The 26,287-nt window shown below is 61.7% G+C and carries 23 protein-coding genes; 8 read left to right on the forward strand and 15 right to left on the reverse strand.

Annotated elements, in window-relative coordinates; genetic code table 11:
• Positions 1-364: 364 nt before the first annotated feature.
• Positions 365-1,837, forward strand: coding sequence for a C69 family dipeptidase (locus tag ACSMDR_RS10385; protein WP_436468135.1), 1,473 nt, complete (start codon positions 365-367; stop codon positions 1,835-1,837).
• Positions 1,838-1,900: 63 nt separating this feature from the next.
• Here ACSMDR_RS10385 and ACSMDR_RS10390 read toward each other — a convergent pair whose 3' ends face one another.
• The 3 genes from ACSMDR_RS10390 to ACSMDR_RS10400 are packed head-to-tail and all read right to left on the reverse strand — an operon-like array spanning position 1,901 to position 3,440.
• On the reverse strand, positions 1,901-2,647 hold the full coding sequence (locus tag ACSMDR_RS10390; protein ID WP_005892658.1) for an SDR family oxidoreductase: 747 nt from the start codon (positions 2,645-2,647) through the stop codon (positions 1,901-1,903).
• Positions 2,648-2,707: 60 nt separating this feature from the next.
• A complete protein-coding gene (locus ACSMDR_RS10395) occupies positions 2,708-2,947 on the reverse strand; it encodes a DUF3624 domain-containing protein (RefSeq protein ID WP_005892660.1) in 240 nt (79 codons plus the stop codon).
• Complete coding sequence (locus ACSMDR_RS10400) at positions 2,937-3,440, reverse strand: GNAT family N-acetyltransferase (RefSeq protein WP_436468136.1); 504 nt, start codon at positions 3,438-3,440, stop codon at positions 2,937-2,939. Before ACSMDR_RS10400 ends, ACSMDR_RS10395 begins: the two co-directional genes overlap by 11 nt.
• 186 nt (positions 3,441-3,626) lie before the next feature.
• Here ACSMDR_RS10400 and ACSMDR_RS10405 point away from each other — a divergent pair, with 186 nt between their 5' ends.
• Positions 3,627-5,066: a RimK family alpha-L-glutamate ligase gene (locus tag ACSMDR_RS10405; RefSeq protein ID WP_005892665.1), complete on the forward strand. Its 1,440-nt coding sequence runs from the start codon at positions 3,627-3,629 to the stop codon at positions 5,064-5,066.
• 93 nt (positions 5,067-5,159) lie between these two features.
• On the opposite strand, the gene rimK is transcribed toward ACSMDR_RS10405, so the two are convergent.
• Complete coding sequence (rimK, locus tag ACSMDR_RS10410; RefSeq protein ID WP_005892668.1) at positions 5,160-6,056, reverse strand: 30S ribosomal protein S6--L-glutamate ligase; 897 nt, start codon at positions 6,054-6,056, stop codon at positions 5,160-5,162.
• A 215-nt stretch (positions 6,057-6,271) separates the two neighbouring features.
• Positions 6,272-9,943: a methionine synthase gene (gene metH, locus ACSMDR_RS10415; RefSeq protein ID WP_436468137.1), complete on the reverse strand. Its 3,672-nt coding sequence runs from the start codon at positions 9,941-9,943 to the stop codon at positions 6,272-6,274.
• A 201-nt stretch (positions 9,944-10,144) separates the two neighbouring features.
• Between metH and ACSMDR_RS10420 the strand changes: the two genes are divergently transcribed.
• On the forward strand, positions 10,145-11,419 hold the full coding sequence (locus tag ACSMDR_RS10420; protein ID WP_005892670.1) for a cation:proton antiporter: 1,275 nt from the start codon (positions 10,145-10,147) through the stop codon (positions 11,417-11,419).
• Positions 11,420-11,511: 92 nt separating this feature from the next.
• On the opposite strand, the gene metA is transcribed toward ACSMDR_RS10420, so the two are convergent.
• Positions 11,512-12,459, reverse strand: coding sequence for a homoserine O-acetyltransferase MetA (gene metA, locus ACSMDR_RS10425; protein WP_005892672.1), 948 nt, complete (start codon positions 12,457-12,459; stop codon positions 11,512-11,514).
• Positions 12,460-12,601: 142 nt separating this feature from the next.
• Between metA and ACSMDR_RS10430 the strand changes: the two genes are divergently transcribed.
• Both ACSMDR_RS10430 and ACSMDR_RS10435 read left to right on the forward strand, forming a co-directional pair.
• The gene (locus ACSMDR_RS10430; protein WP_436468138.1) at positions 12,602-13,843 is read left to right on the forward strand and encodes a cyclic di-GMP phosphodiesterase; all 1,242 of its coding nucleotides are present in this window, start codon (positions 12,602-12,604) and stop codon (positions 13,841-13,843) included.
• A 115-nt stretch (positions 13,844-13,958) separates the two neighbouring features.
• On the forward strand, positions 13,959-15,113 hold the full coding sequence (locus ACSMDR_RS10435) for a molybdopterin-binding protein (protein ID WP_436468139.1): 1,155 nt from the start codon (positions 13,959-13,961) through the stop codon (positions 15,111-15,113).
• A gap of 41 nt (positions 15,114-15,154) precedes the next feature.
• Here ACSMDR_RS10435 and ACSMDR_RS10440 read toward each other — a convergent pair whose 3' ends face one another.
• From ACSMDR_RS10440 to ACSMDR_RS10455, 4 genes are read right to left on the reverse strand one after another with little or no spacing between them, the layout of a single operon-like run.
• The gene (locus tag ACSMDR_RS10440; RefSeq protein ID WP_436468140.1) at positions 15,155-16,249 is read right to left on the reverse strand and encodes an ABC transporter permease; all 1,095 of its coding nucleotides are present in this window, start codon (positions 16,247-16,249) and stop codon (positions 15,155-15,157) included.
• Complete coding sequence (locus ACSMDR_RS10445) at positions 16,246-16,389, reverse strand: hypothetical protein (RefSeq protein ID WP_436468141.1); 144 nt, start codon at positions 16,387-16,389, stop codon at positions 16,246-16,248. Before ACSMDR_RS10445 ends, ACSMDR_RS10440 begins: the two co-directional genes overlap by 4 nt.
• Positions 16,386-17,315: an ABC transporter ATP-binding protein gene (locus ACSMDR_RS10450; RefSeq protein WP_436468247.1), complete on the reverse strand. Its 930-nt coding sequence runs from the start codon at positions 17,313-17,315 to the stop codon at positions 16,386-16,388. The genes ACSMDR_RS10445 and ACSMDR_RS10450 overlap by 4 nt, the downstream gene beginning before the upstream one ends.
• A gap of 25 nt (positions 17,316-17,340) precedes the next feature.
• Positions 17,341-18,297 carry an HlyD family secretion protein gene (locus tag ACSMDR_RS10455; protein WP_436468142.1) on the reverse strand — a complete coding sequence of 319 codons (957 nt, stop codon included), beginning with the start codon at positions 18,295-18,297 and terminating at the stop codon, positions 17,341-17,343.
• A gap of 212 nt (positions 18,298-18,509) precedes the next feature.
• Here ACSMDR_RS10455 and ACSMDR_RS10460 point away from each other — a divergent pair, with 212 nt between their 5' ends.
• From ACSMDR_RS10460 to ACSMDR_RS10470, 3 genes are all read left to right on the forward strand, one after another.
• The gene (locus ACSMDR_RS10460; RefSeq protein ID WP_040318843.1) at positions 18,510-20,177 is read left to right on the forward strand and encodes a flagellar assembly protein A; all 1,668 of its coding nucleotides are present in this window, start codon (positions 18,510-18,512) and stop codon (positions 20,175-20,177) included.
• A gap of 73 nt (positions 20,178-20,250) precedes the next feature.
• On the forward strand, positions 20,251-21,057 hold the full coding sequence (gene yidA, locus ACSMDR_RS10465; protein ID WP_436468143.1) for a sugar-phosphatase: 807 nt from the start codon (positions 20,251-20,253) through the stop codon (positions 21,055-21,057).
• A 363-nt stretch (positions 21,058-21,420) separates the two neighbouring features.
• Complete coding sequence (locus tag ACSMDR_RS10470) at positions 21,421-22,197, forward strand: gamma-glutamyl-gamma-aminobutyrate hydrolase family protein (protein WP_040318844.1); 777 nt, start codon at positions 21,421-21,423, stop codon at positions 22,195-22,197.
• A 67-nt stretch (positions 22,198-22,264) separates the two neighbouring features.
• Here ACSMDR_RS10470 and ACSMDR_RS10475 read toward each other — a convergent pair whose 3' ends face one another.
• The 5 genes from ACSMDR_RS10475 to dapF all read right to left on the reverse strand — a co-directional run bounded on the left by ACSMDR_RS10475 (position 22,265) and on the right by dapF (position 26,245).
• Complete coding sequence (locus ACSMDR_RS10475; protein WP_005892695.1) at positions 22,265-22,678, reverse strand: hypothetical protein; 414 nt, start codon at positions 22,676-22,678, stop codon at positions 22,265-22,267.
• 89 nt (positions 22,679-22,767) lie between these two features.
• On the reverse strand, positions 22,768-23,487 hold the full coding sequence (locus ACSMDR_RS10480; RefSeq protein WP_436468144.1) for an HAD-IA family hydrolase: 720 nt from the start codon (positions 23,485-23,487) through the stop codon (positions 22,768-22,770).
• A 60-nt stretch (positions 23,488-23,547) separates the two neighbouring features.
• The gene (xerC, locus tag ACSMDR_RS10485) at positions 23,548-24,504 is read right to left on the reverse strand and encodes a tyrosine recombinase XerC (protein WP_436468145.1); all 957 of its coding nucleotides are present in this window, start codon (positions 24,502-24,504) and stop codon (positions 23,548-23,550) included.
• Complete coding sequence (locus ACSMDR_RS10490; RefSeq protein WP_436468146.1) at positions 24,488-25,174, reverse strand: DUF484 family protein; 687 nt, start codon at positions 25,172-25,174, stop codon at positions 24,488-24,490. The genes xerC and ACSMDR_RS10490 overlap by 17 nt, the downstream gene beginning before the upstream one ends.
• 240 nt (positions 25,175-25,414) lie before the next feature.
• Positions 25,415-26,245, reverse strand: coding sequence for a diaminopimelate epimerase (dapF, locus tag ACSMDR_RS10495; RefSeq protein WP_436468147.1), 831 nt, complete (start codon positions 26,243-26,245; stop codon positions 25,415-25,417).
• Positions 26,246-26,287: the final 42 nt, after the last annotated feature.

Raw genomic sequence — 26,287 nt, forward strand, 5'->3', positions numbered from 1 at the left:
CATGCCGGATAGACCGAGTTCCCCGTGCAGGCTGGCGCCACGCATCCTCCCCGTCGAGCGTGGCATCATTTTTATGATTTATGTACTGCAAAATCATAATTAAATGGTTCATGTATCTACTGAAATGAGTAATAACCAAATAAAAAACAGGATTGACGCGTAGATCACAAAGCAAACAACTACAGAAGAATACAATCTCCACGCACGATAGAACCAGCAAGCAGTGTTATGGATGAAATGTTTGCGATATCAATGATCGGCAGACCAATCCACCGGCATACTTCCATGCCGCCTTCGGCCTGCGGCAGAGCGCATCCCATCCCACCGCCTGACTTTCACTCACAGTTACACTTCGGGCAAACCAATGAAAAAACACACCTTGAGTCTCCTCTCCGCCACCCTGCTCACCCTGCTTGGCACCAGTGCCGACGCCTGTACCGGCCTTGTCGTCGGCAAGGGCGCCAGCGCGGATGGCAGCGTAATGATCGCCAGGAACGAGGATTTTGGCGTCAACAACTGGAACAAATTCCTGGCTTTCCGGCCTGCCCAGCAGAACGAGGGCAAGACCTGGACGCTGGGCAACGGGCTGGAAGTGCCCATGCCCAAGGCCTTCCTCGCCTACTCCGCCATCCGTGACTGGGATGCCACCACCAGCGATCCCGCCGGCAAATATTATGAGGAGCGTGGCATCAACGAGTTCAACGTCGCCCTCTCGGCCACCACCAGTGCCGAGGTCAACGACAAGGCCCAGAAAGCGGATCCACTGATCGAAAAAGGGGTCATAGAAGCCATCATCCCCACCCTGATCCTGCCGCAGGCCAAGACGGCCAAGGAGGGGGTCGCGCTGCTCGGCCATTATGTGGAGACCTATGGCGCCGGTGAGGGCAACAGCCTCTATCTGGCGGATGTGAACGAGGCCTGGCTGATGGAAATTGGCTCCGGCCACCACTGGATTGCGGTGCGGGTACCCGATGACAGCTACGCCATGGTGGCCAACGGCCTGCGTATCCACGGCGTCAATCTCGACAGCGCCGATGTACTGCACTCGCCCAAGCTGCTGGAGTTCGTGCGCGAGCACAAACTGCTCGACCAGGCAGATCCGAAAGATTTCAACTTCGCCAAGGCATTCGGGGTCATTGCCGACCCCTACAACGTGGACAGGGAATGGCTCGGCCAGCAAATGCTGACCGCCTCCCACCAGCAAGCCACCCGGCAGGCGCAATACCCGCTGTTCATGAAGCCCGATGCCCTCATCGCCGTGCCGGATGTGGCCAAAGTGCTGAGCGCCACCTATGAGGGAACACGGCTCGCTGGCAAGGCGGAGCGACCGATCCGCATCGACAGGCAGCTCGAATCCCACGTGATCCAGCTGCGCAAGGAGATGCCCAAGGAGCTGCAGGGGATCATCTGGCAGAGCTACGGCGTGCTGGCCGAATCCGTGATGGTGCCGATCTACAGCCCGCTGGAATCCTACCCTTTGCCCTATCGCACCGGCAGCGACAGCTACTCCGATGACTCCGCCTACTGGCAGTTCCGCAGCCTGACCGCGCTGGCCAACACCAACCCGGACAAGTATCTGCCGCTGCTGCGCAGCGTCTGGAGCAAGGAGAGCGCCAAGCTCTACAAGGAGGTGACCATGCTCGACAAAACCCTCAAACAGAGTTATGTCCGCGACAAGGCCACGGCGCTTGGGCTGGCGGCAGATTATTCCTACGGCCAGCTGGAGCAGACCTATCAGATGGCCAAGGATCTGCGCTACAAGCTGATGACGGATCTCACCAAGAGTACGGAGAAGAAGTACTCGGAAGAGGAGTTCAAGAAGATAATGAGCCTCTAACCCGGGCCATCAAAACAAAGAGGCACCCCAGGGTGCCTCTTTTCATTTCATCGGGCGGAGCACTCAGCCACGGCTGATATGCAGAGGGCCGAAGGTCTGGGCCACCGGCATGATCTCTATGCTGTTGATATTGACATGGGCGGGCTGCTCACCGATCCAGAGCACGGTATTGGCGATATCCTCCGGCTGAATGGCCTGCACCCCCTGATAGACGGTCGCCGCCTTGGCGTCATCCCCATGGAAGCGCACGTTGGAGAACTCGGTGCCGCCGCACAGGCCTGGCTCCACATTGGTAACCCGCACCGCCGAGCCTGCCAGATCGGCACGCAGGTTCAGGCTGAACTGCTTAACGAATGCCTTGGTGGCGCCATAGACGTTGCCGCCCGGGTAGGGATAGGTGCCGGCGATGGAGCCAATGTTGATCACATGGCCACGGTTGCGTGCCACCATGCCCGGCAGCAAGAGCCGGGTTACCAGGGTCAGGCCACTGATGTTGGTGGCAATCATCTGCTCCCAATCATCAAGATCCGACTGGTGGGCCGGCGCCAGTCCCAGGGCCAGACCGGCATTGTTGACCAGCAGGTCCACCTCGCGCCAGTCTGCGGGCAATCCCTCCAGGGCTGATCGGGTGCCCGCCTTGTCCTGCACGTCGAACACCAGTGGCAGGAAGCTGTCGCCCAGCTCATCGCCCAGGGCGGCCAGACGCTCGGCGCGTCGCCCAGTGCCAATCACCCTGTGCCCCGCTTTTACCAGCGCGCGGCTGATCGCCTCACCAAAACCGGACGAAGCGCCCGTTACCATTGCAATCATCTGAGCCTCCTTGGCTGCTATTCAAATCGGTTGTCGAAGATGTTCATGCTTGTAGATGTATCAGTCGAGCTCGCGCCCCCTGATCTTGCGCCAGACAAAAACCAGCAGGTGCAACGCAAACAGCGCCGAGCCGGCGAGCCCGAACAGGAGAGCCGTCAGGGCATTGACCGAGCTGTCCGCCCCCAGCCACCACCAGGCTGTCCACCCCGTCAGGCCGATGACCAGGGTCTGGATGGCGCAGACGGGGCAGCGACCCAGCTTGGCGCGGATGGCTGTCGCGAGACAGATCTCACAGCTCACGGAGATAACCCGGTATGGCGACGTCGCCCGTCTTCTTGGGTTCGTGCAATCGCAGCACCAGTCGATGGGCGTGTTGATCCCGGCCGTAATAATCGGGCAGTCGTTGCTGGGCCTTGAAGCCGAGTCGCTGGTAGAGAGGCAGCGCCTCATCGTTGCCATCGGCCACTTCGAGTCGGATGGCGCCCCAGCCCTGCGCCTTGCCCTTGGCTATCACCTGCTCAAGCAGACGACGGGCCCAGCCCTGGCGCCGCATCCGCCAATGAATGGCCAGGGTCTGGATCACCAGTCGATCCCAGCCTTTGTGCTCCAGCAGGCAGAGATAGCCCATCAGCTGACCCTTGGCATCGTGCAACAGCAGGGTATGTCCTTTTGCGTGACTGAGCAGATAGTGCCAGCGATTGCGGCCGAAGGCGACCTCGGGCGGGAAGCAGTAACGCTCCAGTTTTACGATTGCGCCCAGATCATCGGGACGGGCGGCGCGCAGGGTCAACACAGGGGAGTCCTCGTTTGAGTTATTTATCTTCAGCACCAGAAATGCGACTTGTATCACAAGTTACCAAAGCGTCATATTAGGCACTCTAACCTCTTGTCCCCCCTCGCGCCATGGTCGTGCTGTCGGTGCATCGAAGCCCACCGGGGATACTGCCATACCGGCAGCCTCATCCCTGGAGTCGAAAATATGAGTACTTATGTCATTGTCGAGGAGCCGGGTGACTGGCCCTGTCATGGCGACTACCTGCTGACCGCCCGTTCCTATTTGCAACATGGCCTGCCAACGACCGGGGGACGTGGTCGCATCATCAACCTCTGCCGCAGTCTGGATCACCTGAGTGCCGGCTACTATTGCTCGCTGTTGGCTCAGGCCCGTGGCCACCACTGCCTGCCCGGGCTGCAAGCCATCAGTGTGCTGCAACCCCAGCAGCCGCCGGCCAAGCTGTGGCGCAAGCTGCAAGGCTGGCTGGCCCAGCAGAACGAAGACAGGATCCGGGTGCGCGCCATCTTCGGTCAATGTGAACAGGAGGCGCTGGCAGGGCTGGCTCGTTACTACTATGGCCTGAGCCAGCTGCCGCTCCAGGAGCTGACTCTGAAGCGCGGCCGCCACGGCTGGTCGGTGCGCCAACAGCAGAGCCTGTCACCCCTTGCCCTTGGCGAGGGGGAGCGCGCCCTGATGTTGAGCCATGTCCAGTCCCTGGTCGGTGATCAGGCCGAGCCCAGTACACCGCGCTACCAGCTCGCCATACTGGCAGATCCCGCCGATGGCCGCGCCAGCAGCGATGAACTGGCGCTGGCTCGCTTCATCCGGGCCGCGGCCGCTCAGGGGATCCACGCCGAGATCCTCGCCCCCAACGCCATAGAGCGGCTGCCCGAATTCGACAGCCTCTGGCTGAGATCCGAAACCGCCGTCGGCCACTACACCTTCGAGTTTGCCCGTCGGGCCGAGCAGCTAAAGATGCCGGTCATCGACAGCTCCCGCGCCATTCTCGCCTGCAGCAACAAGCTCTACCTCTATGAGTTGATGGTGCGCAGTGGCGTGGCCATGCCACCGACTATGGTGGTCACCCGTCGCGGACGTCATCAGGTAGACGAGCTGGTGCAGCGCCTTGGCCTGCCGCTGATGGTGAAGATCCCGGACGGCGCCCAGGGGCGTGATCTGGCCATGGCAAGTGACGAGCAGCAGCTCGTCCGCCTGCTGGAAGAGGGGCTGAGTCGTTCCGCCCTCTTGCTGATACAGAGCCGGATCCCGGCCGAGTTTGACTGGCGCATCGGTTTTCTCGACGGCTCTCCTCTGTTTGCCTGCCGCCGCTACCGCCCCGAACCCGGCAATCGCATCCGTCGCCGCAAGCACCCCCTCGACATGAGCCGGATCGAGGCCATGCCGCTGACCGAAGTACCAGAACGGGTATTGCAGATGGCGCGGCGGGCCGTGCATCAGCTCGGCACTGGCCTGTTTGGGGTGGATCTGCGTCAGCAGGGGCGCGATTGTGTACTGCTAGAGATCATCGACAACCCCTGGATCCGTGGCGACATCGAGGATAAAGAGGCACCGGATCTCTACGATCGGCTGGCCCGGGCCTTTCGCGAGCGCCTGGAAAACCGGGGACTGCAAGCCCTGACATGAACCTTATCCTGGTGTCGGATACGATAGAGGGGAGCCTGGGCTCCCCTCTGTTATTGAGCCCCGCTGACTCATTGCCGGTGCCAGCTCGGGGACTCACTCCGCCGGCTTGTGCTTGCGACTCGCCTTGAGCTCCAGATACTCGATGATCTTGCCAGCCACATCCTTGCCGGAAGCCGCTTCCACCCCCTGCAGACCGGGGGAGGAGTTGACCTCCAGCACCAGCGGACCACGGGCGCTGCGCAGTATGTCGACACCGGCCACGTCCAGCCCCATGATCTTGGCGGCCTGAACCGCTGTCGCCCGCTCTTCCGGGGTGATCTTGATCGCCTCGGCCGTACCGCCCCGATGCAGGTTGGAGCGAAACTCCCCCGGCTGGGCCTGGCGGCGCATGGCGGCGACCACCTTGCCGTTGACCACCAGGCAGCGAATATCGGCGCCATCGGCTTCGCGGATGAACTCCTGCACCAGGATGTTGTTGTTGGTCTGGATGAAGGCCTCGATCACGCTCTCGGCGGCCTTCTGGGTCTCGCAGAGCACCACGCCTATCCCCTGGGTTCCCTCCAGCAGCTTCACCACCAGGGGGGCGCCCCCCACCATCTTGATGAGATCCGGCACATCATGGGTGCTGTGGGCATAACCTGTCACCGGCAGACCGATACCATGACGTGACAGCAGCTGCATGGCGCGCAATTTATCACGGGAGCGGGAGATGGCTACCGAACTGTTGAGGGCCATGGTGCTCATCATCTCGAACTGGCGCAGTACGGCGGTGCCGTAAAAGGTGATGCTGGCGCCAATGCGCGGGATCACCGCATCATAATTTCCGAGCTCGCCCCCTTCATAATGGATGGAGGGATTATGGGAGGCGATATTCATGTAGCAGCGCAGGGTGTCGAGCACCTCGACCTCATGACCACGGGCACGAGCCACCTCGACCAGGCGGCGAGTGGAGTAGTTTCTGGGCTCACGGGATAAAATTGCAATCTTCATGAAAGTTCCGCTAGGAGGCAGTGCCTGGGCAGGATAGGGCGGGAGAGTATAAGGTGCCACAGCGCCATGACAACGCCAATCGTTTATCCTGACAACAAGACAATCCACACAAAAAGTGCAAAATGTCGGATGCTGTCATCCAGATGTAAAACGGCGGCGCCATAGTGGAACCGCCGTTTTCATGGGGCTGATGGTCAGCCTGGCTGACGCGCGTCTCAACCCAGGTTAGGCCCCAGCCAACGTTCGGCCTCACTCAGGCTCATGCCCTTGCGCATGGCGTAATCTTCGACCTGATCTTGCTGGATCTGCGCCACCGCGAAGTACTTGGCTTGCGGATGGGAGAAGTACCAGCCCGATACCGCGGCGCCAGGCCACATGGCGTAGGACTCGGTCAGCTGCATGCCGATGGCGTTTTCCACATCCAGCAGTTCCCAGATGCTGCCCTTCTCGGTGTGCTCCGGGCAGGCCGGATAGCCAGGGGCAGGTCGTATACCCTGATAGTTCTCCCGGATCAGCTCCTCGTTGCTGAGCGCCTCCTCGGGGGCATAGCCCCAATGCACCTTGCGCACCTGCTCGTGCAGGTATTCGGCAAAGGCTTCGGCCAGACGGTCACATACCGCCTGCACCAGGATGGCATTGAAGTCATCATGCTGCGCCTTGTAGGCTTGAGCTATGGTCTCTTCACCTATGCCGCCGGTCACCGCGAAGGCCCCGATCCAGTCAGGCTTGCCGCTCTCCTTGGGCGCCACATAGTCCGCCAGGCAGTAGTTGGGAAAGCCCTGCTTCTCGCTCTGCTGACGCAGGTGGTGCAGCACTTTGCGCACCTCGCTGCGCGACTCGTCGCTATAGACTTCGATGCTGTCGCCGACCCGATTGGCGGGGAAGAGCCCGATGATGCCGGCGCAACGCACGCTGCCATCGCGCTCCAGCAGATCCAGCATGGCGTTGGCCTCGACGAACAGCTTGGTCGCCTCCTCGCCGATCACCTCATCTTCCAGGATGCGCGGATACTTGCCCGCCAGCTCCCAGCTCAGGAAGAACGGCGTCCAGTCGATGTAGGGACGCAGCACCGAGATGGCGACATTCTCGAACTTTTGTACCCCGGGTTCGCGGGGGGCGGGGGGCTGATAGTTCACCCAGTCCAACTGCTGGCGGTTGGCCCGGGCGTGGGCCAGGCTGACCGGCTTGGATCTCGGCTGCTTGCGGGCATGTTGCTCCCGGGCAATCTCGTACTCCTTGTCGATGCGGGCAACGAAAGCGGGTTTGAGCTCGGGGTTGAGCAGGCTCTGGGCCACGCCGACTGCCCGGGAGGCGTTCGATACATAGACCACGGGCTCGGAGTAGTTCTGCTCAATCTTGACTGCGGTGTGCGCCTTGGAGGTGGTGGCGCCGCCGATGAGCAGCGGTAGCTTGAAGCCCTGACGTTCCATCTCCTTGGCCACGTGTACCATCTCGTCCAGGGAGGGAGTGATAAGACCCGAGAGACCGATGATGTCGGCGTTCACCTCACGGGCCGTTTTCAGGATCTTCTCGCAGGAGACCATGACCCCCAGATCGACGATCTCGTAGTTGTTGCACTGCAGCACCACGCCGACGATGTTCTTGCCGATGTCGTGCACATCCCCCTTGACGGTGGCCATCACGATTTTGCCGTTGCTCGATCCCCCCGATTTCTCCGCCTCTATATAGGGTTGCAGGTAGGCGACCGCCCGCTTCATCACCCGCGCCGACTTGACCACCTGGGGCAGGAACATCTTGCCGGCACCGAACAGGTCGCCGACCACGTTCATCCCATCCATCAGCGGCCCTTCGATCACGTGCAGCGGCTTCTCGGCCCCGGCCCGCGCCTCTTCGGTGTCCTCTTCGATAAAGTCGGTGATGCCCTTGACCAGAGCGTGCTCCAGCCGCTTGCCCACCGGCCAGCTGCGCCACTCCTGATCCCGGGGATCCTCGGCTTGCGCACCATTGCCGCGATAACGCTCGGCAATGGCCAGCAACTCCTCGGTGGCGTTGTCATTGAGGTTGAGCACCACGGCGATGACTTTCTCTTTCAGCTCCGCCGGAATATCTTCATAGATGGCGAGCTGACCGGCGTTGACGATCCCCATATCCATGCCGTTCTGGATGGCGTGGTAGAGGAAGACCGCATGGATCGCCTCGCGCACCGGTTCGTTGCCCCGAAACGAGAAGGAGACGTTGGAAACGCCGCCGGAGATCATGGCATGGGGCAAATTATCCTTGATGTCCTTCACCGCCTCGATGAAGTCCACCGCGTAGTTGTTGTGCTCGTCGATACCGGTAGCGATCGCGAAGATGTTGGGATCGAAGATGATGTCTTCCGGCGGGAAGCCGACCTTGTCCACCAGGACGCGGTAGGCGCGCTGGCAGATCTCGAACTTGCGGGCCCGGGTATCGGCCTGACCCTGCTCATCGAAGGCCATGACGATGACGGCGGCACCATAGCGACGCAGCAGCTTCGCTTGCTCGATGAATTTCTCCTCCCCCTCCTTCATGGAGATGGAGTTGACCACCGGCTTGCCCTGCACGCACTTGAGGCCCGCCTCCAGCACCTCCCACTTGGAGGAGTCGATCATCACCGGCACCCGGGCGATGTCCGGCTCACCGGCGATGAGGTTAAGGAAGCGCACCATGGCCGCCTCGGCGTCCAGCATCCCCTCGTCCATGTTGATGTCGATGATCTGGGCACCGCTCATGACCTGCTGCTTGGCCACATCGAGGGCCTCATCGTAGAGCCCCTCCTTGATGAGTCGCTTGAACTTGGCGGAGCCGGTGACGTTGGTGCGCTCCCCCACGTTCACGAACATGGACTCCGCGGTGATGATGAGGGGCTCCAGACCCGACAGACGGCAGGCGACCGGCAGCGTGGGCAAGGCCCGCGGCTTGAGGCCAGCCACGGCGTCCGCCATGGCGCGGATATGGGTCGGGGTGGTACCGCAGCAGCCGCCGACCAGGTTGAGGAAACCACTCTGGGCCCACTCGCGGATGTGGGCCGCCATCTCATCGGCATCGAGATCGTACTCGCCAAAGGCGTTGGGCAGACCGGCGTTGGGGTGGGCGCTGACATGGCTCTCGCTGATGCGAGACAGCTCGGCCACGTATTCGCGCAGCTCATCGGGGCCCAGCGCGCAGTTGAGGCCGAATGACAAGGGTTTGACGTGACGCAGGGAGTGATAGAAGGCTTCGGTCGTCTGACCCGAGAGGGTACGGCCCGAGGCATCCGTGATGGTGCCGGAGATCATCACCGGCAGGGCATAGCCCAGCGCCTCGAACACCCCTTCCACCGCGAAGGCGGCAGCCTTGGCATTGAGGGTATCGAAGATGGTCTCAATCAGAATGATGTCGGCACCCCCCTCGATCAGGGCGTGGGTCGATTCGGTATAGGCGGCCACCAGCTGGTCGTAGGTGACATTGCGTTTGCCCGGGTCGTTGACGTCCGGGGAGATCGAGGCGGTGCGGTTGGTGGGGCCCAGCACGCCAGCCACGAAACGCGGCTTGGTGGGGTCCTTGGCCGTCCACTCATCGGCAACGGCGCGGGCGAGCCGGGCTGCCTCGAGGTTGATCTCCGCCGAGAGGGCTTCCATCTCGTAGTCGGCCATGGCGATGGGGGTGGCGTTGAAGGTGTTGGTCTCGAGGATGTCGGCCCCGGCGGCGCAATATTGATCATGGATCTCGCGAATGATCCCGGGCTGGCTCAGCACCAGCAGGTCGTTGTTGCCCTTGATGTCGGTATGCCAGTTCGCAAAACGCTCACCCCGGTAATCCGCTTCACCCAGCTTGTAGCCCTGGATCATGGTACCCATGGCACCATCTATGATCAGGATCCTTTGCGCCAGGCAAGCCTGTAGACTCTTGTTATTTATCGACACCGCTCTTCCCTCTTACATCCATGCAACTGCGTGGCTTCATCCTAACAGCAAAGAAAAAAAATGGAAATCTAGCCGTCTATCTGTCTAAAACTTTCGTCTCGATACCCAAAAGTAGGTAGTGAGTAAACTATCACCACAGAGTACCCTATGCGCGTCCTGTATGGACTCGTGCTTGCTGTAACTCCAACGAGAAAAATAAATATGAGCGTTTACTACACTCTCTGCTTCTTGGCAGCATTGGCGATTCTCATCGCCTTCGCCAACCAATATGTCCTCAAAATCCAGACCACCATTGCCATCACGGCGGGCTCCATGCTGATCTCTTTGTTGATGGTCATGTTCGGCAAGCTGGGTTGGTTCAACTTGCAACCCCTGGCCGTCTCCACCATGGAGAGCATCAACTTCCAGGACTTCCTGCTCAAGGGGATCCTGGGCTTCCTGCTGTTTGCAGGCGGGATAGGGATCAATCTGCCAGCCCTGCGAGATCAGAAGTGGGAGATCACCATTCTCGCCCTCTTCTCAACCCTGTTGTCGACCTTCCTCATCGGCTACGGCTTCTGGGGCATCTCGGCCCTGCTGGGTTGGGATATCCCCTTTATCTACTGCATGTTGTTCGGGGCCCTCATCTCCCCCACCGACCCTATCGCCGTGCTGGCCATCGTCAAGAAGCTCAAGGCGCCACCCCAGATCGCCATCCAGATCGAGGGGGAATCCCTGTTCAACGACGGTGTGGGTCTGGTGATTTTCGTCACCGTCTTTGCCGTCGCCTTCGGCGGCAGTGAGCCTACCTTCTCGGGTGTGGCCTCTGTCTTCATGCATGAAGCCCTCGGCGGCATACTGTTCGGTCTGCTGCTCGGCCTGCTGGCCCACGTCATGATCAGCGCCACCGATGATGGTTCCCTCGAACTGTTGCTGACCCTGTGCATCCCGACCGCCGGTTTTGCCCTGGCCAACATCATGGGTGTCTCCGGCGCCCTGGCCATGGTGGTGACCGGTATCATGATCGGCAACTGGACTCGTCATACCGGCTTCTCCGAACAGAGCAAGCACTATCTGGATCACTTCTGGGAGTTGATGGATCAGTTCCTCAATGCCTTGCTGTTCCTGCTGATCGGTCTGGCGATAGTGCTGCTCGATCTTGGCTGGGAGTTCTGGCTGTTGCCCATCATCGCCATTCCACTCTGCCTGGCGGCGCGCTTCATCAGCGTCTCCCTGCCCTATGTGGCGTTTCGCAAGTTCCGCAGCTACAACACCTTCTCCATCCGCATTCTGACCTGGGGCGGCCTGCGTGGCGGCCTGGCGATGGCGATGGCGCTGGCATTGCCAACCGACACCATGATGCTCCCCTCCGGCGTGGACTTGCGCGAGGTGATATTGATCATGACCTATGCGGTAGTCATGTTCTCCATCGTGGTGCAGGGGATGACCATCACCCCCATGATAGAGAAAGCCAAGCGGGCCAACGGCGATTACTAGGCTGGCTGACCCAGGCTCAGCATAGGCTCTAAGCCCACAAAAAAGCCGCCCATCCGGGCGGCTTTTTTCATGGGGCAGGCGGCAGATCACACTCAGTCGCGGGGTTTTTCGTAGGTGAACACCTTGCCGATGTCCTCCAGGCGATAACTGGTGAGCTGGTAGACGTAGTAGTTGAGCCAGTTGGCAAACAGCAGGTGCCCATGACTACGCCAGCTGGCCCGTGGCGACTTGGCCGGATCGTTGTGGGGGTAGTAGTTGACTGGCACCATGGGCTCTAGCCCCGCCTCGAGATCCCGCTTGTACTCCCCGTCCAGGGTCAGCACATCGTATTCGGGGTGACCGGTGACGAACACCTGACGGCAATCCTTGGTGGCGGCGAGATAGACGCCAGCCTCCTCGGACTCGGCAAAGATCTGCAAGTCGGTATGGGCACGGATGAGATCGCCATCGAAGGCGGCATAGCGGGAGTGGGGCGCCACGAAGTCGTCGTCAAAGCCACGCAGCAACGGTTCGTTCTCATCGAGCCGGTGGTGGCGATAGATGCCGGAGAGCTTCTCGCCGTGGGTCTGCTTGTCCATGCCATAGAGCGCCTTGAGCGCCGCCTGCACGGCCCAGCACAGGAAGAGGGTGGAGGTGACATGCTCATGGGACCACTCGATGATCTCGACTACCTTGTCCCAGTAGATAACCTCTTCGAACTCCACTCGCCCCAGAGGGGCCCCGGTGATGATCATGCCGTCGTAGTTGTTGCCGCGCACCTGCTCAAAATCGTGATAGAAGTTTTCCAGATGCGCCTGGGGGGTATTTCTGGACTCCCTGTCATCGATGCGCAGCAGGTCCACGTCAACCTGCAAGGGCGAGTTGGAGAGCATCCGCATCAGCTGGATCTCTGTCTCTATCTTCTTGGGCATCAGATTGAGGATAAGCACCCGCAGCGGGCGTATGTTCTGAGTGACGGCCCGGGATTCCGTCATGACGAAGATATTCTCCTGCCCCAATACTTCGGCGGCGGGCAACTGATCCGGGATCTTGATGGGCATGCTGACTCCCTGTACTGCATCGGTAAAAATGTCTGGACATCTAGAAGCCTATAATAAAGCTCCCGAGCTGTCATCAGATACCTTTGTGTTCGCCCCTGCCTTTGACTAGCATACGGCTCAAGCGCCCCTCATTCCGAACACCATGACAGGTATCACCATTTCAGTAGACCGGCTGCAAGTCGGCAACTATGTCTCCCTGCCTTTGGGCTGGCGCGAGCACCCTTTCCTGTTTTCCAGTTTCAAGATCAAGAGCGACGAAGAGATAGCACTTATCCGCCGACTCGGCTTGAAACAGGTCACCCTGATCCCCGACAAGAGCGACAGCCCACCCAAACCGCTGGATGCCCTGCGGCCCACCCTGGATCAACCGCTGGAGACGGGCCGCCAGCAGGCGCTGATGCAGCAGGAGAAGGAAGATCGCATCGCCCAGTTGCAGCAGTATCGCCGCGACCTGCAGCAGTGCGAGAAGCAGTTCCAGCACTCCTTGAGCCAGGTGCGCAGCCTGATGGGCAAGGTGCAGGCCCGCCCCCTCAATGCCATCGGCGAAGCCAAGGAATTGATCGATGCCATCACCCGGCAGCTGCTGGCCGCGGATGAGCTGGTGCTGCACTTGATGGCCGATGGCGAGGAGGGGGATCAGCTCTATTATCACTCCCTCAACGTCAGCGTACTGAGCATGATGCTGGCCAAGGAGTGCGCAATGGGGGCCGAGCAGATCAGCCAGATCGGCATGGGCGCCCTGTTCCATGATGTCGGCAAACTGAAGATCCCGAGCCCGATCCTGCGCAAGCGCACCGCCCTCACCAAGCCGGAGCAAAACCTGCTGGCCCAGCATCCCCGCTATGGTCTTGATCTGATCAACCTGGCGAGCGCCTTCCCCGCCGAAGCCAAGGGCATAGTGCTGCACCATCACGAATATCTGGATGGCAGCGGGCCCGAGGGGCTCAAGGCCGGCCAGCTCGATCCCCCGACCCAGCTGGTGTCGCTCATCAACGAGTACGACAACCTCTGCCATCGTCAGGCCAAGGTGCCCTACTCGGCCCTCTCCAGCCTCTACAAGCAGCGCAAGGGCCAGTTCAACCCGGACAACCTGGCCCAGCTGATCCGCCTGCTCGGTATCTACCCTCCGGGCAGCGTGGTCCAGCTCTCCAGCGGCCAGGTCGGGCTGGTGATGTCCATCAATAGCGCCCGACTGCTCTGCCCCAGCGTGCTGGTCTACGACCCTCGAATACCGCGTCAGGAGGCGGCCATCATCGACCTGGAGCAAGCGGGGCTCACCATCGCCAAGGTGATCCATCCCAAGCGCCTGCCTCCCGCCGTGTTTGAATACCTGAACCCCCGAACCCGCATCAGCTACTACTTCGAACACAAGCCGAAGTCGTAGCCGCGAGGAGAACCCCATGGACAAGGTGCAGCAGGGAACACAAGATAGCCCAGGCTCATGCCGCAGCCATGGCTCGGCCCAAGGCAGGTCCGGGGAACCTCATCAGGAGTTTGTCATGCACATAGAGATAATCAGCACCGGGGACGAGATAGTGACCGGCCTGGTGGTGGACACCAATGCCGCCTGGCTCAGCGCCCTGTTGCTGGAACAGGGTTGGCAGGTACGCCGTCGCCACACGGTGGGCGACAACATGGCCGATCTGGTAAGCCTGCTGCGCGAATCCGCCGCTCGCGCCGAACTGGTGCTGGTCTGTGGCGGCTTAGGGCCAACCGCCGACGATCTCACCGCCCAGGCGGCGGCCGAGGCCTTTGGCGCACCGCTGACGCTGTACCCTGACTGGCTCGATGTCATCAAGGCCCGCTATGCCAGCCGAGGTCGCCCCATGCCAGCCAGCAACGAAAAACAGGCCTGGTTGCCCGGGGGCTGCGAGATCCTCGATAACCCGGTCGGCACCGCCTGTGGCTTCCTGGTTACCCATGGTCAGAGCCGACTCGTCTTCACCCCGGGGGTGCCTTTCGAATTCAAGCAGATGGTGCGCGAGCAGATACTGCCACGGCTACGCGGTGCGGGAAGTGCGCGGGACACCGAGCTGCGCCGCTTCTACAGCTTTGGCATCTCGGAGTCGGCCTTGAGCGACAAGCTCGATGCCGCCCCTTGGCCCGAGGGGATAGAACTGGGCTATCGCTCCGCCATGCCGCTCATCGAGCTCAAGCTGATCGGCCACGGCGCCTGCCCGCAGGACATGGACACCGCCGAAGCCCGCCTGCTCGACGCGATAGCCCCCTGGCTGGTCGGCCGAGGGGATGAGGCCCCCTGGTTGCAGATACTGGCACGGCTGGCCGAGGATCAACCCTTGCAGTTGCAAGAAGGAGCGAGTCAGGGCGCCCTGCTGGCCCTGTGCCGTGACCGGGCCGGGGTGAGCGCCGGCTATCGGCAGGATCTGCCAGACGATCTTGCCCGGCTCCAGGGCCCTGCCCAGGGACTGGCCCTCACCATAGGCCGTGCGGGGGCCGAGGGGGTGCCCATGCTGCTGTCGCGCGATGGCCGCCACTGGGGCCAGACCCTCAGGCTCAGTCACCCGGATCCAGAGAGCGGCCAGCGCATCCTCGCCTTCGCCGCCCTCGACATGTTGCGCCGCCAGCAGGCTGGCCTGCCCGTCATCGCCGATTACCCTACGCTGCCCCGCAGCGCCCAGCGCCTGCCCGAGTGATGTCACAGGCCCCGGCAATCCGGGGTTCTCTTTCATGCCCCTCAATCCAGGCTCTTCTTGAAACGATGGGCCGCTAACAGCAGCACGGCAACGGCAAAAAAACCGAGCCAGAGCGCGTCCTGCCAGAGAGATGCCAGATCGCCACCCCGCAATACTATGCCGCGAATGATGCGCATGAAGTGGGTGGCAGGCAGCAGCTCGGCGACCCACTGGGCCGGCACCGGCATCCCCTCGTAGGGGAACATGAAGCCCGACAGCAGGATGGAGGGCAGCAGGATGAACACCGTCATCTGCATCGCCTGCAGCTGGGTCTGGGCCAGGGTCGAGATGAGCAGCCCCAGTGTCAGGCTGGCGGCGATGAACAGCAGCGTCGCCAGCAAGACCTGGCTCAGGGCCCCGTTGATCGGCACGGCGAAGATGAGGTGGCCCAGCCCGAGTATGATGGCGACCTGGACAAGCCCCACCCCTATGTAGGGCAAGATCTTGCCAAGCATCAGCTCCAGCGCCGTCACCGGCGTGGTGATGAGCAGCTCCAGGTTGCCGCGCTCCCGCTCGCGCACTATGGCGGCCGAGGTGAACATGATCATGGTCATGGTGAGAATGACCCCTAGCAGGCCCGGCACTATGTTGATGGCCGAGCGACGCGAGGGATTGAAGTAGAGCACAGTCTCCAGGCTGACCGGGGGCTGCGTCAGCTTGGGATCCAGTTCGGTGAGCGGCATGCTGCGCAGACCCAGCAGGGCACTGGCGATCAGGGTATCCGAGCCATCGACCAGCCACTGCCCCACGGGGCGCCCCTCACCTAGCCGCCTCGGCAAATCCGCCGGCAATACCAGCACGGCGCGCACCTCGCCCCGGGTCAGGGCAACCTCCGCCTGACTCACCCCCTCATAGTGGCGCGCTATGCTGACCACCTGGGTTGCCTTGACCGCCTCCACCAGCAGGCGGGCGTCTGCGGTACGACTCATGTCGAGCAGACCGACCGGAATATGGCGCACGTCGGTATTGATGGCGTAGCCAAACAGCAGCAGCTGGATCAGGGGTATCATCACCACCATGCCAAAGGTGAGCCTGTCCCGGGCGAGCTGACGCAGCTCCTTCTGGGTAATGGCCCACAGCCGCAGCCAGCGGATCATGCCTTCACCCTCGTAGTGACTTCCGTGATATTCAGGCAACAGGGGCTCATCACCGCCCAGGTGCCAAAGGTAAGCCTGTCCCGGGCGAGCTGACGCAGCTCCTTCTGGGTAATGGCCCACAGTCGCCACCAGCGGATCATGCCCTCACCTCCCGGCCCGTGCAGCTGACGAACACATCTTCCAGACTGGGTCTGACCTCGGCCAGCTCGGCGCCAGCCAGAGCAGGACAGGCCTGACGCAGCCAGGCCAGGGGATCCGCCTCTTCCTTGTCCACCAGCACCCGCAGTCGCTGGCCAAGCTGGGCCGCCGAACGAACCGCCGCCAGGGTGAGCAGGTGCTGTTTGAGGGGACGCAGATCCGGAGCCAGCACCTCCACCACCCGGGTGGTCATGGCATCCATCAGCCCCTGAGGTGAACCCTGGGCCCGCACCTGACCCGCTTCCATGATGGCCAGGTGATGACACCGCTCCGCCTCGTCCATGTAGTGGGTGGTCACTAAAATACTGGTTCCCGCCTCGCTGAGATCGAACAACTTCTCCCAAAAGTCGCGCCTGTTCTGGGGATCGACCGCCGAGGTCGGCTCATCGAGCAGCAACAGATCAGGCCGGTGAATGACGGCGGCGGCCAGGGCAAGCCGCTGCTTCTGGCCGCCGCTCAGCCCCCCCGCCCGCCGCCGGGCCAGAGGCGCGAGTTCATAGGTGGTGAGCAGTTCTTGCAGGCGCAGTTTCAGGCCAGATTGGGCCATGCCGTGGATGCGGCCCATGAACTCCAGGTTCTCCCACACCGTCAGCTCGTCATAGAGAGAGAATTTCTGCGTCATGTAGCCGATCCGTTGGCGCAGGGCCTCGGCTTGCCTCGGGATCTCCAGCCCCAGCACCCGCACCCGCCCCTCGGACGGGGTAAGCAAGCCAGTCAGCATGCGCAGCGTAGTGGACTTGCCGCAACCGTTGGGACCGAGGAAGCCATGGATCTGCCCCCTGGGCAGGCAAAGAGCCAGATCTTTGACCGCGACCATGTCACCGAAACGCCTCGTCAGCCCCTCGGCCAGGATCGCCGGCTCGTCCATGGCTGTGCTCTGCGGGCTGGCGGTGTCACTCATCGGTCGGCTCCACTCGCAGTGGTATACCGCTTGGCAAGGGATTGGCGGCAGCTGGCAGATCAATCTTGGCCAGGTAGACCAGCCGTGCCCTGTCCAGCTCGTTGAGACCGTAATAGGGAGTAAAAGCAGGATCCTTGGCAATCCAGCGCAAGCTGCCGGTCATGGGCTCGGCCACCCCGTCGATATAGACGGCAAGAGATTTCCCAAGGCGGTAGCGGGCCAGGTCCGGCTCGGGCACATAGACCCTGGCATAGGGGCCATCCTCGGCCAGCAGGCGCGCCAGGACGGCGCCGGTCGCCACCCGCTCTCCCAGCTGATAAGGCAGACTGTCGAGCCGCCCAGCGCGGGGTGCCCGCACGCTCAGATCCGCCAACTCCTGAGCGGCCAGGGCAACCCGGGCACGGGTTGCGGCCAGATTGGCCTGAGCCTGTTCAATGTCTTCGATGCGCCCCCCGTGCACCAGCTTGGCGAGACGCTGCTCTGCACTCTGCCAGGCGGCCAGAGCGCCATCTCGCTCGGCGCGGGCCCCGTCCAGATCCGCCGGACTCATCAGCTTCTGACGCACCAGCTGGGCGACGCGACTGAAGTTGCGCTCTCCCTCGCGCAGGGTTGCCTGAGCCTGATCCCTATCGGCACGGGCCGCGGCTATGTCCTCCGGCCTCTCGCCATTGGTGAGCCTGGCCAGCGCCGCTCTGGCCCCCCCCTCATCGGCCCTGGCCTCGGCCAGCACGCTTTGCTGGCGGTTGTCATCGAGCTGCACCAAGAGATCCCCGGCGGCCACCTGGCTGCCCTCTGCCAGCGGCAGGGCGCGGATAATTTCGTTTGCGGTTGCGGTCAGCTCGACCCTGTCCCGCTCAAGGGTGCCGAGCGCCCCCGGCTCGGTCGTCGGCTGACAACCAGCCAGCGTAAGTGCCAGCAAACAAAGCCCGCCTCTGTACCATGAAAGCATCTTGCCTCCCCTCCCTTGCCACCCAGTCCTGAGCATATCCCCTCCCCCTGTAGATTTCTTCAACCCTCGTCACCCATTTGGACATAGCTCATTGACCAATAAGAAGAATTATCAGGATACTGGGCCACAATCTCCCGCATCAGGGTATCGACAAAGTGGGAATCAATGGAATTGATAGATAAATCAGTCAGATGGACTGCGCAGGAGCCAGGGTGTTAAGCAAAGAGTGGTTACAGCTGTCCGCCGATATGGAGTTTGCCTGCCTGCGCATCCTGCCCGGGTCAGAACGGCCAGTGCGCGAGGCCGATGTGCTCGCCCTGCTACATGCCTCCAACTGCCGTCGCTACCAACCCCTGCACGAAGGGATCAAGCAGGCGGTCATCCTGCTCAATACCCTGCAAAGCAAGCCCGATGCCCCCATCCCCCCCAACCCGATCCCCATCGCCAAGCGCCAGGACGCCCGGCTGATGATACTGATCGACAGTGACAAGATGACGGCACGGGCCCAGATCACCTGCGACTGGGGCGGCAAACCCCTGACCCTTGACCAGCTGCAGCAAGCCTTGGCCGAGAGTGAGGTCAATAGCGGCGTGCAGGGCACCCTGATAGAACTGGCCATCAAACTCGCCAAGGAGGGGGCACCCGGCAGCCTGCTCCAGCCCGCCATCGCCCATGGCATCCCCCCCATCCCCGGCCAGGATACCCGCTTCGAGCGTCTGGTCGACACCCCCTCCGATCGCATCCTCAAACCTCAGGAAACCGAGCACGGCAAGGTGGACCTGCGCGATCTCGGCAGCCTGATCACGGTGCGGGCCGGGGATCCGCTGATGCGCCGCCATCCCGCAACTCAGGGCTCCCCCGGCCTCACGGTCACAGGTCAGCACTTGCCGGTCAAACCGGGCAAGGAGATGGCCATGGTCCCGGGGGAGGGCACCCTCATCGCCAGCGATGATCCCAATCTGCTGCTCGCCAGCCGCCCCGGCCTGCCCTGCCAGGAGAAGCAGGGCATGCGGGTCGATGATGTGCTTAGCCTCAAGCAGGTAGACGCCCGCAGCGGCCATGTGACCTTCGAGGGGGCCCTCGTCATCAGCGGCGATGTCTTTGCCGGCATGCGGATCAAGGCCAGTGGCGACGTGGTGATTGGCGGTTTCGTCGAGGGTGCCGACATCGAATCCGGCGGCTCCATCACGGTGCGTCACGGCATCATAGGTCGCAAGACCGAGGAGAGCGATCTGCTCTGCCGACTCAGCGCCCAGGGAGAGATCCACGCAGCTTATGCCCAATACGCCAAGCTGGAGGCGGGCGGCAACATCCAGATCCAGACTCAGCTCACCCATTGCCACAGTCGCAGCGGCCAGGATCTGCTGGTCGGCGACAGTGCCATGCGCAAAGGCACCCTGCTCGGCGGCATCAGCATCGCCAATCGCCAGATCCTGGCTCCCAGCATCGGCGCCTCCGCCGCCAACCATACCCGGTTGCAGATCCTCGGCGGTTATTTCACTCACAAACAGCAGGAGCAGGAGCTCAAACAGCGCAAGCAGGTCTGCCGGGAGCAGTTGCTCAAGGTGCAGGATCTGCTGCTCAAACTGCTGCAATTGCCGAGCGATCGCCGCAACCCGCAGACCCTGGAAAAGATAAAGACCCTGCGTCAGCAGTACCTGAGTCAGAGCAAGGGGCTGGATGCCAAGCTCGATGAGGCCCAGCAGACCCTGCAGCAGCTGCTCGGCGAGATGGATGTCACCGCCACCCAGCGCCTCTGTGCCGGCGTCGAGGTGGAGCTGGCCAACAGCAGCTACCGGGTCGACATCGACCACGGCCCCATCCGCATCGCCTTCAAACAGGATCAGATCGTGCTGCAACCGTTCGAGGGTCGCAAATAAGCCAACCGTGATCCCGTGCGGGATCTTGGGTACACTCGCAAACTTGCAGTCCACACAGAGCAGGTAGAAGTCGATGTACAAACTGATCGCATTAGATATGGATGGCACGCTGCTGACCCCGCAAGGCGAGATATCCCCTCGCACCCACGCCGCCATCCAAGCGGCCCGCGCCCGCGGCGTGACAGTGGTGCTGACCTCGGGCCGTCCGCTGGAGGGCATGACCCGTTATCTGGATGAGCTGGGCATGACGGGCCCGGATGACTATGTGATCAGCTACAACGGCGCCATGGTGCAACGGGTGGCATGTGGCAGTGTCATTCGCAGCCAGCTACTGACCGGGGCCGATGCCAGCCTGATAGCCCGCCTCGCCGACCAGCAGGGGGTCAATGTCCATGGCTTCTCGGTATCTCAGGGTCTGATCACTCCCCGTCTCAGCCACTACACAGAGCACGAGTCCCGCCTGACCGGCATGCCCATCAAGCTGGTCGATTTCGCTGCCCTGCCCGCCGACGAGGCCATCCTCAAGGTCATGATGATAGATGAGCCCAGCTTGCTCAGCCGGGCCATAGCGGCTCTGCCTGATAGCCTCCATCAGAACTATACCGTGGTGCAGAGCGCCCCCTACTTCCTCGAGATCATGAACAGGCAGAGCCACAAAGGCAGTGGTGTCGCCGCCTTGGCAGAACACCTTGGCATCAACGCCAGCCAGGTGATCGCCGTGGGTGATGCCGGTAACGACAGTCACATGGTCGAGTACGCAGGTCTCGGGGTCGCCATGGGCAATGCGACTGAGGCACTCAAGGCATTGGCCCAGCACATCACCAGTCGCAATGATGAAGACGGGGTTGCCAGGGTCATCGAAGAGTTTGTGCTGGCCTGAGCCAGCCGAGATCGCAGAAAAATGGGAGGCAGGCATCGCCTGCTTACCGTTTAATATATCCACCAGCCAAATGTCCCTCTTTCTCATGGCCAACAACCAGTTGGCAATTAATCGGCCTACCGCCGCCTCTACAGCACACCGTTTTGTAACAAGAATCGCTCATTTCGTTTGACATATTTAACGGCCTTGGCAGACTGAAATCGGGATCCAGGCCGTCATGTCTGTCCTCTCGCCCTTTGGCACAGCCCGATATGACGCCACGGATCTCCTAGACTTGCCTTGAGGCAGGCCCTGATCTTGGTCAGGGCGAGCCCAAGGCGCGAGAGGTCCCCGCGGGACAGCAAAGGAATGCCAAGGTGATTTATGTCCGCACAAACACGATCTGCATCAACCCGAAAACCCCTGGTCCTGATGACGATGGGCAGCCAGGAACGCAATGGTCATGACTATCAGGTGATGACCCACAAATACATCAAACCCCTGGTCGAGATAGGGGGCTGCACCCCGCTGCTGGTGCCCACCTGCTGCGGTACCGAGGATCTCGACAGCTATCTGGACCTGGTCGATGGCGTCTACCTGAGCGGCGCCGGTTCCAACATAGATCCGGCCCTCTACGGCCAGCCGAACCTGACACCGGACAAGGCGCAGGACAGGGAGCGGGATCTGTTCGACATCGCGCTGGTGCGGGCGGCCATCGACAAGGGACTACCCATCCTCGGCATCTGTCGCGGCATGCAGGAGATCAACGTCGCCCTCGGCGGTGACATCCACCAGAAGGTCTACTGCGAGCCCGGCTTCGAGGATCATCGCGAAGATCCCCAGACCCCGCCCGAAGTGCAGTATGGGGAGAGCCACATGGTCGAGCTGGTTGAAGACAGCTGGTTCGCCGAACTGATGGGCGCCAAGAAAATACCGGTCAACTCCCTGCATGGGCAGGCCATCAAGCGGCTTGGCAAAGGATTGGCGCCGCTGGCCTACGCCGAAGATGGCCTGGTCGAGGCGATCCACGCCCCCGAGCTGCCTCAGTTCACCCTGGCAGTGCAGTGGCATCCCGAGTGGCGTGCGAAAGACAATCCCCACTCGGTCAAGATCTTCACCGCCTTCGGCGAGGCCTGCCGCCAGCACGCCGCCCACGGCTAGCCCCCAGGGATGCACAAAACAACAGAGGGGCCCATGGCCCCTCTGTTGTTATCGCCCATGGCAAGCTTCAATCGCCAAATCCCCTGGCCTTGAGCTTGGGCAGGCCGCCGCGTACTGGCCGCAAGTTTCGGCAGGCATCCATCCCCTTCAAACCTCGCTGTATGTGATCCGGCGAGTGACCAAATACCATGCCATTGCTGCGATAAAGGCTGTCGCCATCGAGTTCGAACTTTTCACCACCGATGAGCAGCGGCTGTTTGCCTTCCATCTTGTTGCCACGCTTGAGAGGCAGCACCAGGTCGGTGAAAATCTCACCCGTGGCGCACCCCTCACGCCAATGGGCTTCATCGGAGAAAGGGGTGATGGAAATTTCTCGCCAGGAGCCATCGCTGAACTCGACCCTGTAACTGTCGGTCAGCAGATCGCAACCTCCCAACCACAGCAGGCTTGCCAATAAACAGTAACGACTCACCACCGCCATCCACTCCCTTGTTCTCCAGGCTCGGCAGCATAAGGGCTACACCGCCGATACGCACTCTTATTAGCCGCGGCCATCTTCATGATGCGGGCTCAGTCATGACCGAGCAGCAGAGGGCCCAGCTCATCGAGGTGGCTGAGCATCAGATCGGGTAGCTGGGAGAGGCGGCGCCAATCGCCCTGCCCCTGGTTGAACCAGGCGACGCGATAGCCATGCAGGCGGGCCCCCAGCACATCGCTGCGCTCATGATCGCCCACGTGCAGTATCTCGGCGGGCGCCAGTCCCAGCTCAGTTGCCGCCTGCACGAACATATCCGGCGCCGGTTTCATCCGCTGGCCCTCTCCCGCCTTGTAGACCCCCTGAAAGTAGCCATCCAAACCGGCCTGCACCAGATCCAGATTGCCATTGGTAATAGCCACCAGAGGGTAGCGACGGGCCAAGGCCGCCAGCAAGTCGTGGCTGGCGGCAGGTACAGTGATGGCTGAACGCTCGGCCAGGAAGCCCTGGAACAGCTCGGTCGCGACCCCTTCGGCCGACCCCGCATCCATTCCCCCCTGGCGCAAGGCCAGTTGCAGGCTGCGCTTGCGCGTCAGGCTGACATCGTGCTGAAGGCCGGGGTCGTCCTGCAACACCTGGCGCTTGCAGGCCTGCCAGCGGTCGGCGTCCATCATGGCTCCCGCCAGATAGTCGCTGCGAAGGCGCGCCAGCATCCAGGCATCGGCCCGCGCTATATGGGGGCCATTGTCATAGAGGGTGTCATCGAGATCGAACGAGACAGCCTTGACCGGCTGCCAGCGGCGAAAGAAAAGCATTGTCACTCCTGTTGTTCTGCATGCCCACAAGGCGCCATTTTTACCATGACGGCTCCCCGCTTACTCCTGCTCCTCATCCCCGGCGCCGCGACGCTTGGCCCTGGGATGAGCGCCATCATAGACCTTGGCCAGATGCTGGAAGTCGAGGTGGGTATAGATCTGGGTGGTCGACAGATTGGCGTGACCAAGCAGCTCCTGCACCACCCGCAGATCGCCGGAGGACTCCAGCATGTGAGTCGCGAAACTGTGCCTGAGCTTGTGAGGGTGGACGTGGGAGTCGAGGGCCTGCTTGCTGCCCCAGCCATCGAGGCGCATCTGCACCGAACGCGCCGAGATGCGCCGCCGCTGTCTGGAGACGAACAACGCAGGCTCCTCCCCCGCGACCAGCAGAGGCCGCATGGCCAACCACTTGTGCAGCCACTCCAGCGCCATGCGCCCTATGGGCAGCACGCGCTCCCGAGACCCCTTGCCCACCACTCTCAATTGGCGATCGTCCAGCCGCAAATCGATCAAGTCCAGCCCCACCAACTCCGCAAGACGCAGCCCGGAGGAGTACATCAGCTCCATGATGGCGCGATCCCGCACCGCCAGCGGATCCTGCTCATCGGTGATATTGAGCAGCTGATACATCTCATCCACATCCAGGTTCTTGGGCAGAGGGCGCCCCTGCTTGGGTGTGCTGATCCCCCGCGCCGGATTGGCAATCAGCCGCCCCTGTCGCACCTGCCAGTCACAAAAACTGCGCAGGGCGGAGAGCTTGGTGGCCAAAGAGCGCGGTGCCAGCCCCCCCTTGTGCATCCGGCTCATCAGGCTGCGCACCTGGCTCGCTTCAAGCGCGGGCCAATGGCTCAGACCAAGATCCACCAGCTGGCTGGTCATCGCGATGAGGTGAGACAGGTAGTTGCTGCGGGTATGACGGCTCAGTTGGCGCTCCACCCGCAAGTATTCGAGGAAATCATCCAGATCCTGCGCCAGCGCAGGGGGCAGGCTGGCGAGTCCCTCAGCGCTGGCTGTCACGGATGAGTTCCGGCAGACGCAGCTGCAACAGGCGACCAAGCTGGCCCAGCAGCAAGGGATCGTTGTGCGGGGAGAAATGGCCGGGATCCGAACTGGCGAAGGCCAGCAGACCCAGCTCTCCCAGCCGCATCAAGGCCACGGAGCCGACCAGGGTGCCGCTACCAAAGAGTTGCTGCTGCTCGCTCTGGTTGAGACGTCCAAAGTAGAACCCCTGACCTGGCAGGCGCTGACCCATTATCTGCTCGATCCCCTTGCTCAGGACAAGGAAACGCTGCCCCTCCCCCGGTTGATACTGCTTGGGATTGAGCCAGAGCCGCACGCCGGAGAGGCGCAACTTCTCGACGAAGGCGTTTTGCAGGGCGCTCACCAGCTTGCTCAGGGTCTGGCAGCCATAGATATCGCCGTAGAGATCCGCATAGATGCGAAAAATCCGTTCATTTGCGCTGGCCAGACTCATCAGCTCGGTGATCTCGAGCTCCAGCCGCTCGATCCGTTCACGCTGACGATCGAGCTGACGCTCCACCAGGGAGATTGTGCCTTTGCGCTCATGGGGGATGCGCACGCGATCCAGCATGCTCGCATGCTGCTGGAAAAATTCGGGGTAACGGCTCAGGTACGCCAGCACCATAGCCTCATCGGCCTCATGCTCCTGCCGTTTAACTTCACTCATGTTGGTCAATTCCGTCTTGATGACCCTGTGTGACAAGCGTCCTGGTACCACCGGATGGCGCCAGCACAGGGAACACTGGTGGTCTGATTCTCTATTAGAGCGCTATCGGGACGTCAAATACAGTCGCGTTTGCATATAGGTGCGTTGATGACGCGCCCTCGGTCATCGGCCCTTGATGAGCCGCATGATTTGACGATCCAGACCCCGAATAGAGAAAAGGCGGCCTAAGCCGCCAACGTCTCACAACTCTATCTGACCATCGAACACGTGCTCGGCAGGGCCCGTCATGTAGACGGGTTGGCCCGGGCCCTTCCAGGCGATGGTCAGCTTGCCACCGGGCAGGGAGACGGTCACCCGCTCCTTGAGCTTGCCCTGGCTCATGCCAATCACGGCGGCGGCGCAGGCGCCGGTACCGCAGGCCAGGGTCTCGCCTACCCCGCGCTCAAAGACCCGCAGCCGGATCTGAGTGGCATCGACCAGCTCCATGAAGCCGACGTTGACCCGCTCAGGGAAACGCTCATGGCGCTCCACTATGGGGCCCAGGGTCTCGACGGGCGCGGCATCCACCGAGGGCACCTCTATGATGCAATGAGGGTTGCCCATGGAGACGGCGCCACACATGACGGTATGGTCCTGTGCCCGCAACAGATAAGTCTGCTCGGCTTTCTGGGCGCGAAACGGGATCTTGCCCGGTTCGAACTGGGGGACACCCATGTTGACCGTGACCTGATTCTCCCCCTCCAGCTGCAAGATGATCCGGCCACGGGCGGTGCTGACCGAGATGCGATCCCGGTTGATCAGGCCCTTGAGCCGCACGAAGCGAGCGAAACAGCGGGCACCGTTGCCGCACTGCTCGACCTCGCTGCCATCGGCATTGAAGATGCGGTAGTGAAAATCGAGCTCGGGATCATAGGGGGGCTCGACCAGCAGCAACTGATCAAACCCTATCCCGAAGTGGCGATCCGCCAGCTTCTTGATGACGTCACTGCTGAAGAACAGCTTCTGGGTGACACCATCGACCACCATGAAGTCGTTACCCAAGCCGTGCATCTTGGAAAATTCAATTAACATCTTTTTTCCCTGCGCTGTTCAGGCCGCAACAAAGGTCGTCCA

The organism is Aeromonas molluscorum (assembly GCF_051376105.1).
GTDB lineage: Bacteria > Pseudomonadota > Gammaproteobacteria > Enterobacterales > Aeromonadaceae > Aeromonas > Aeromonas molluscorum.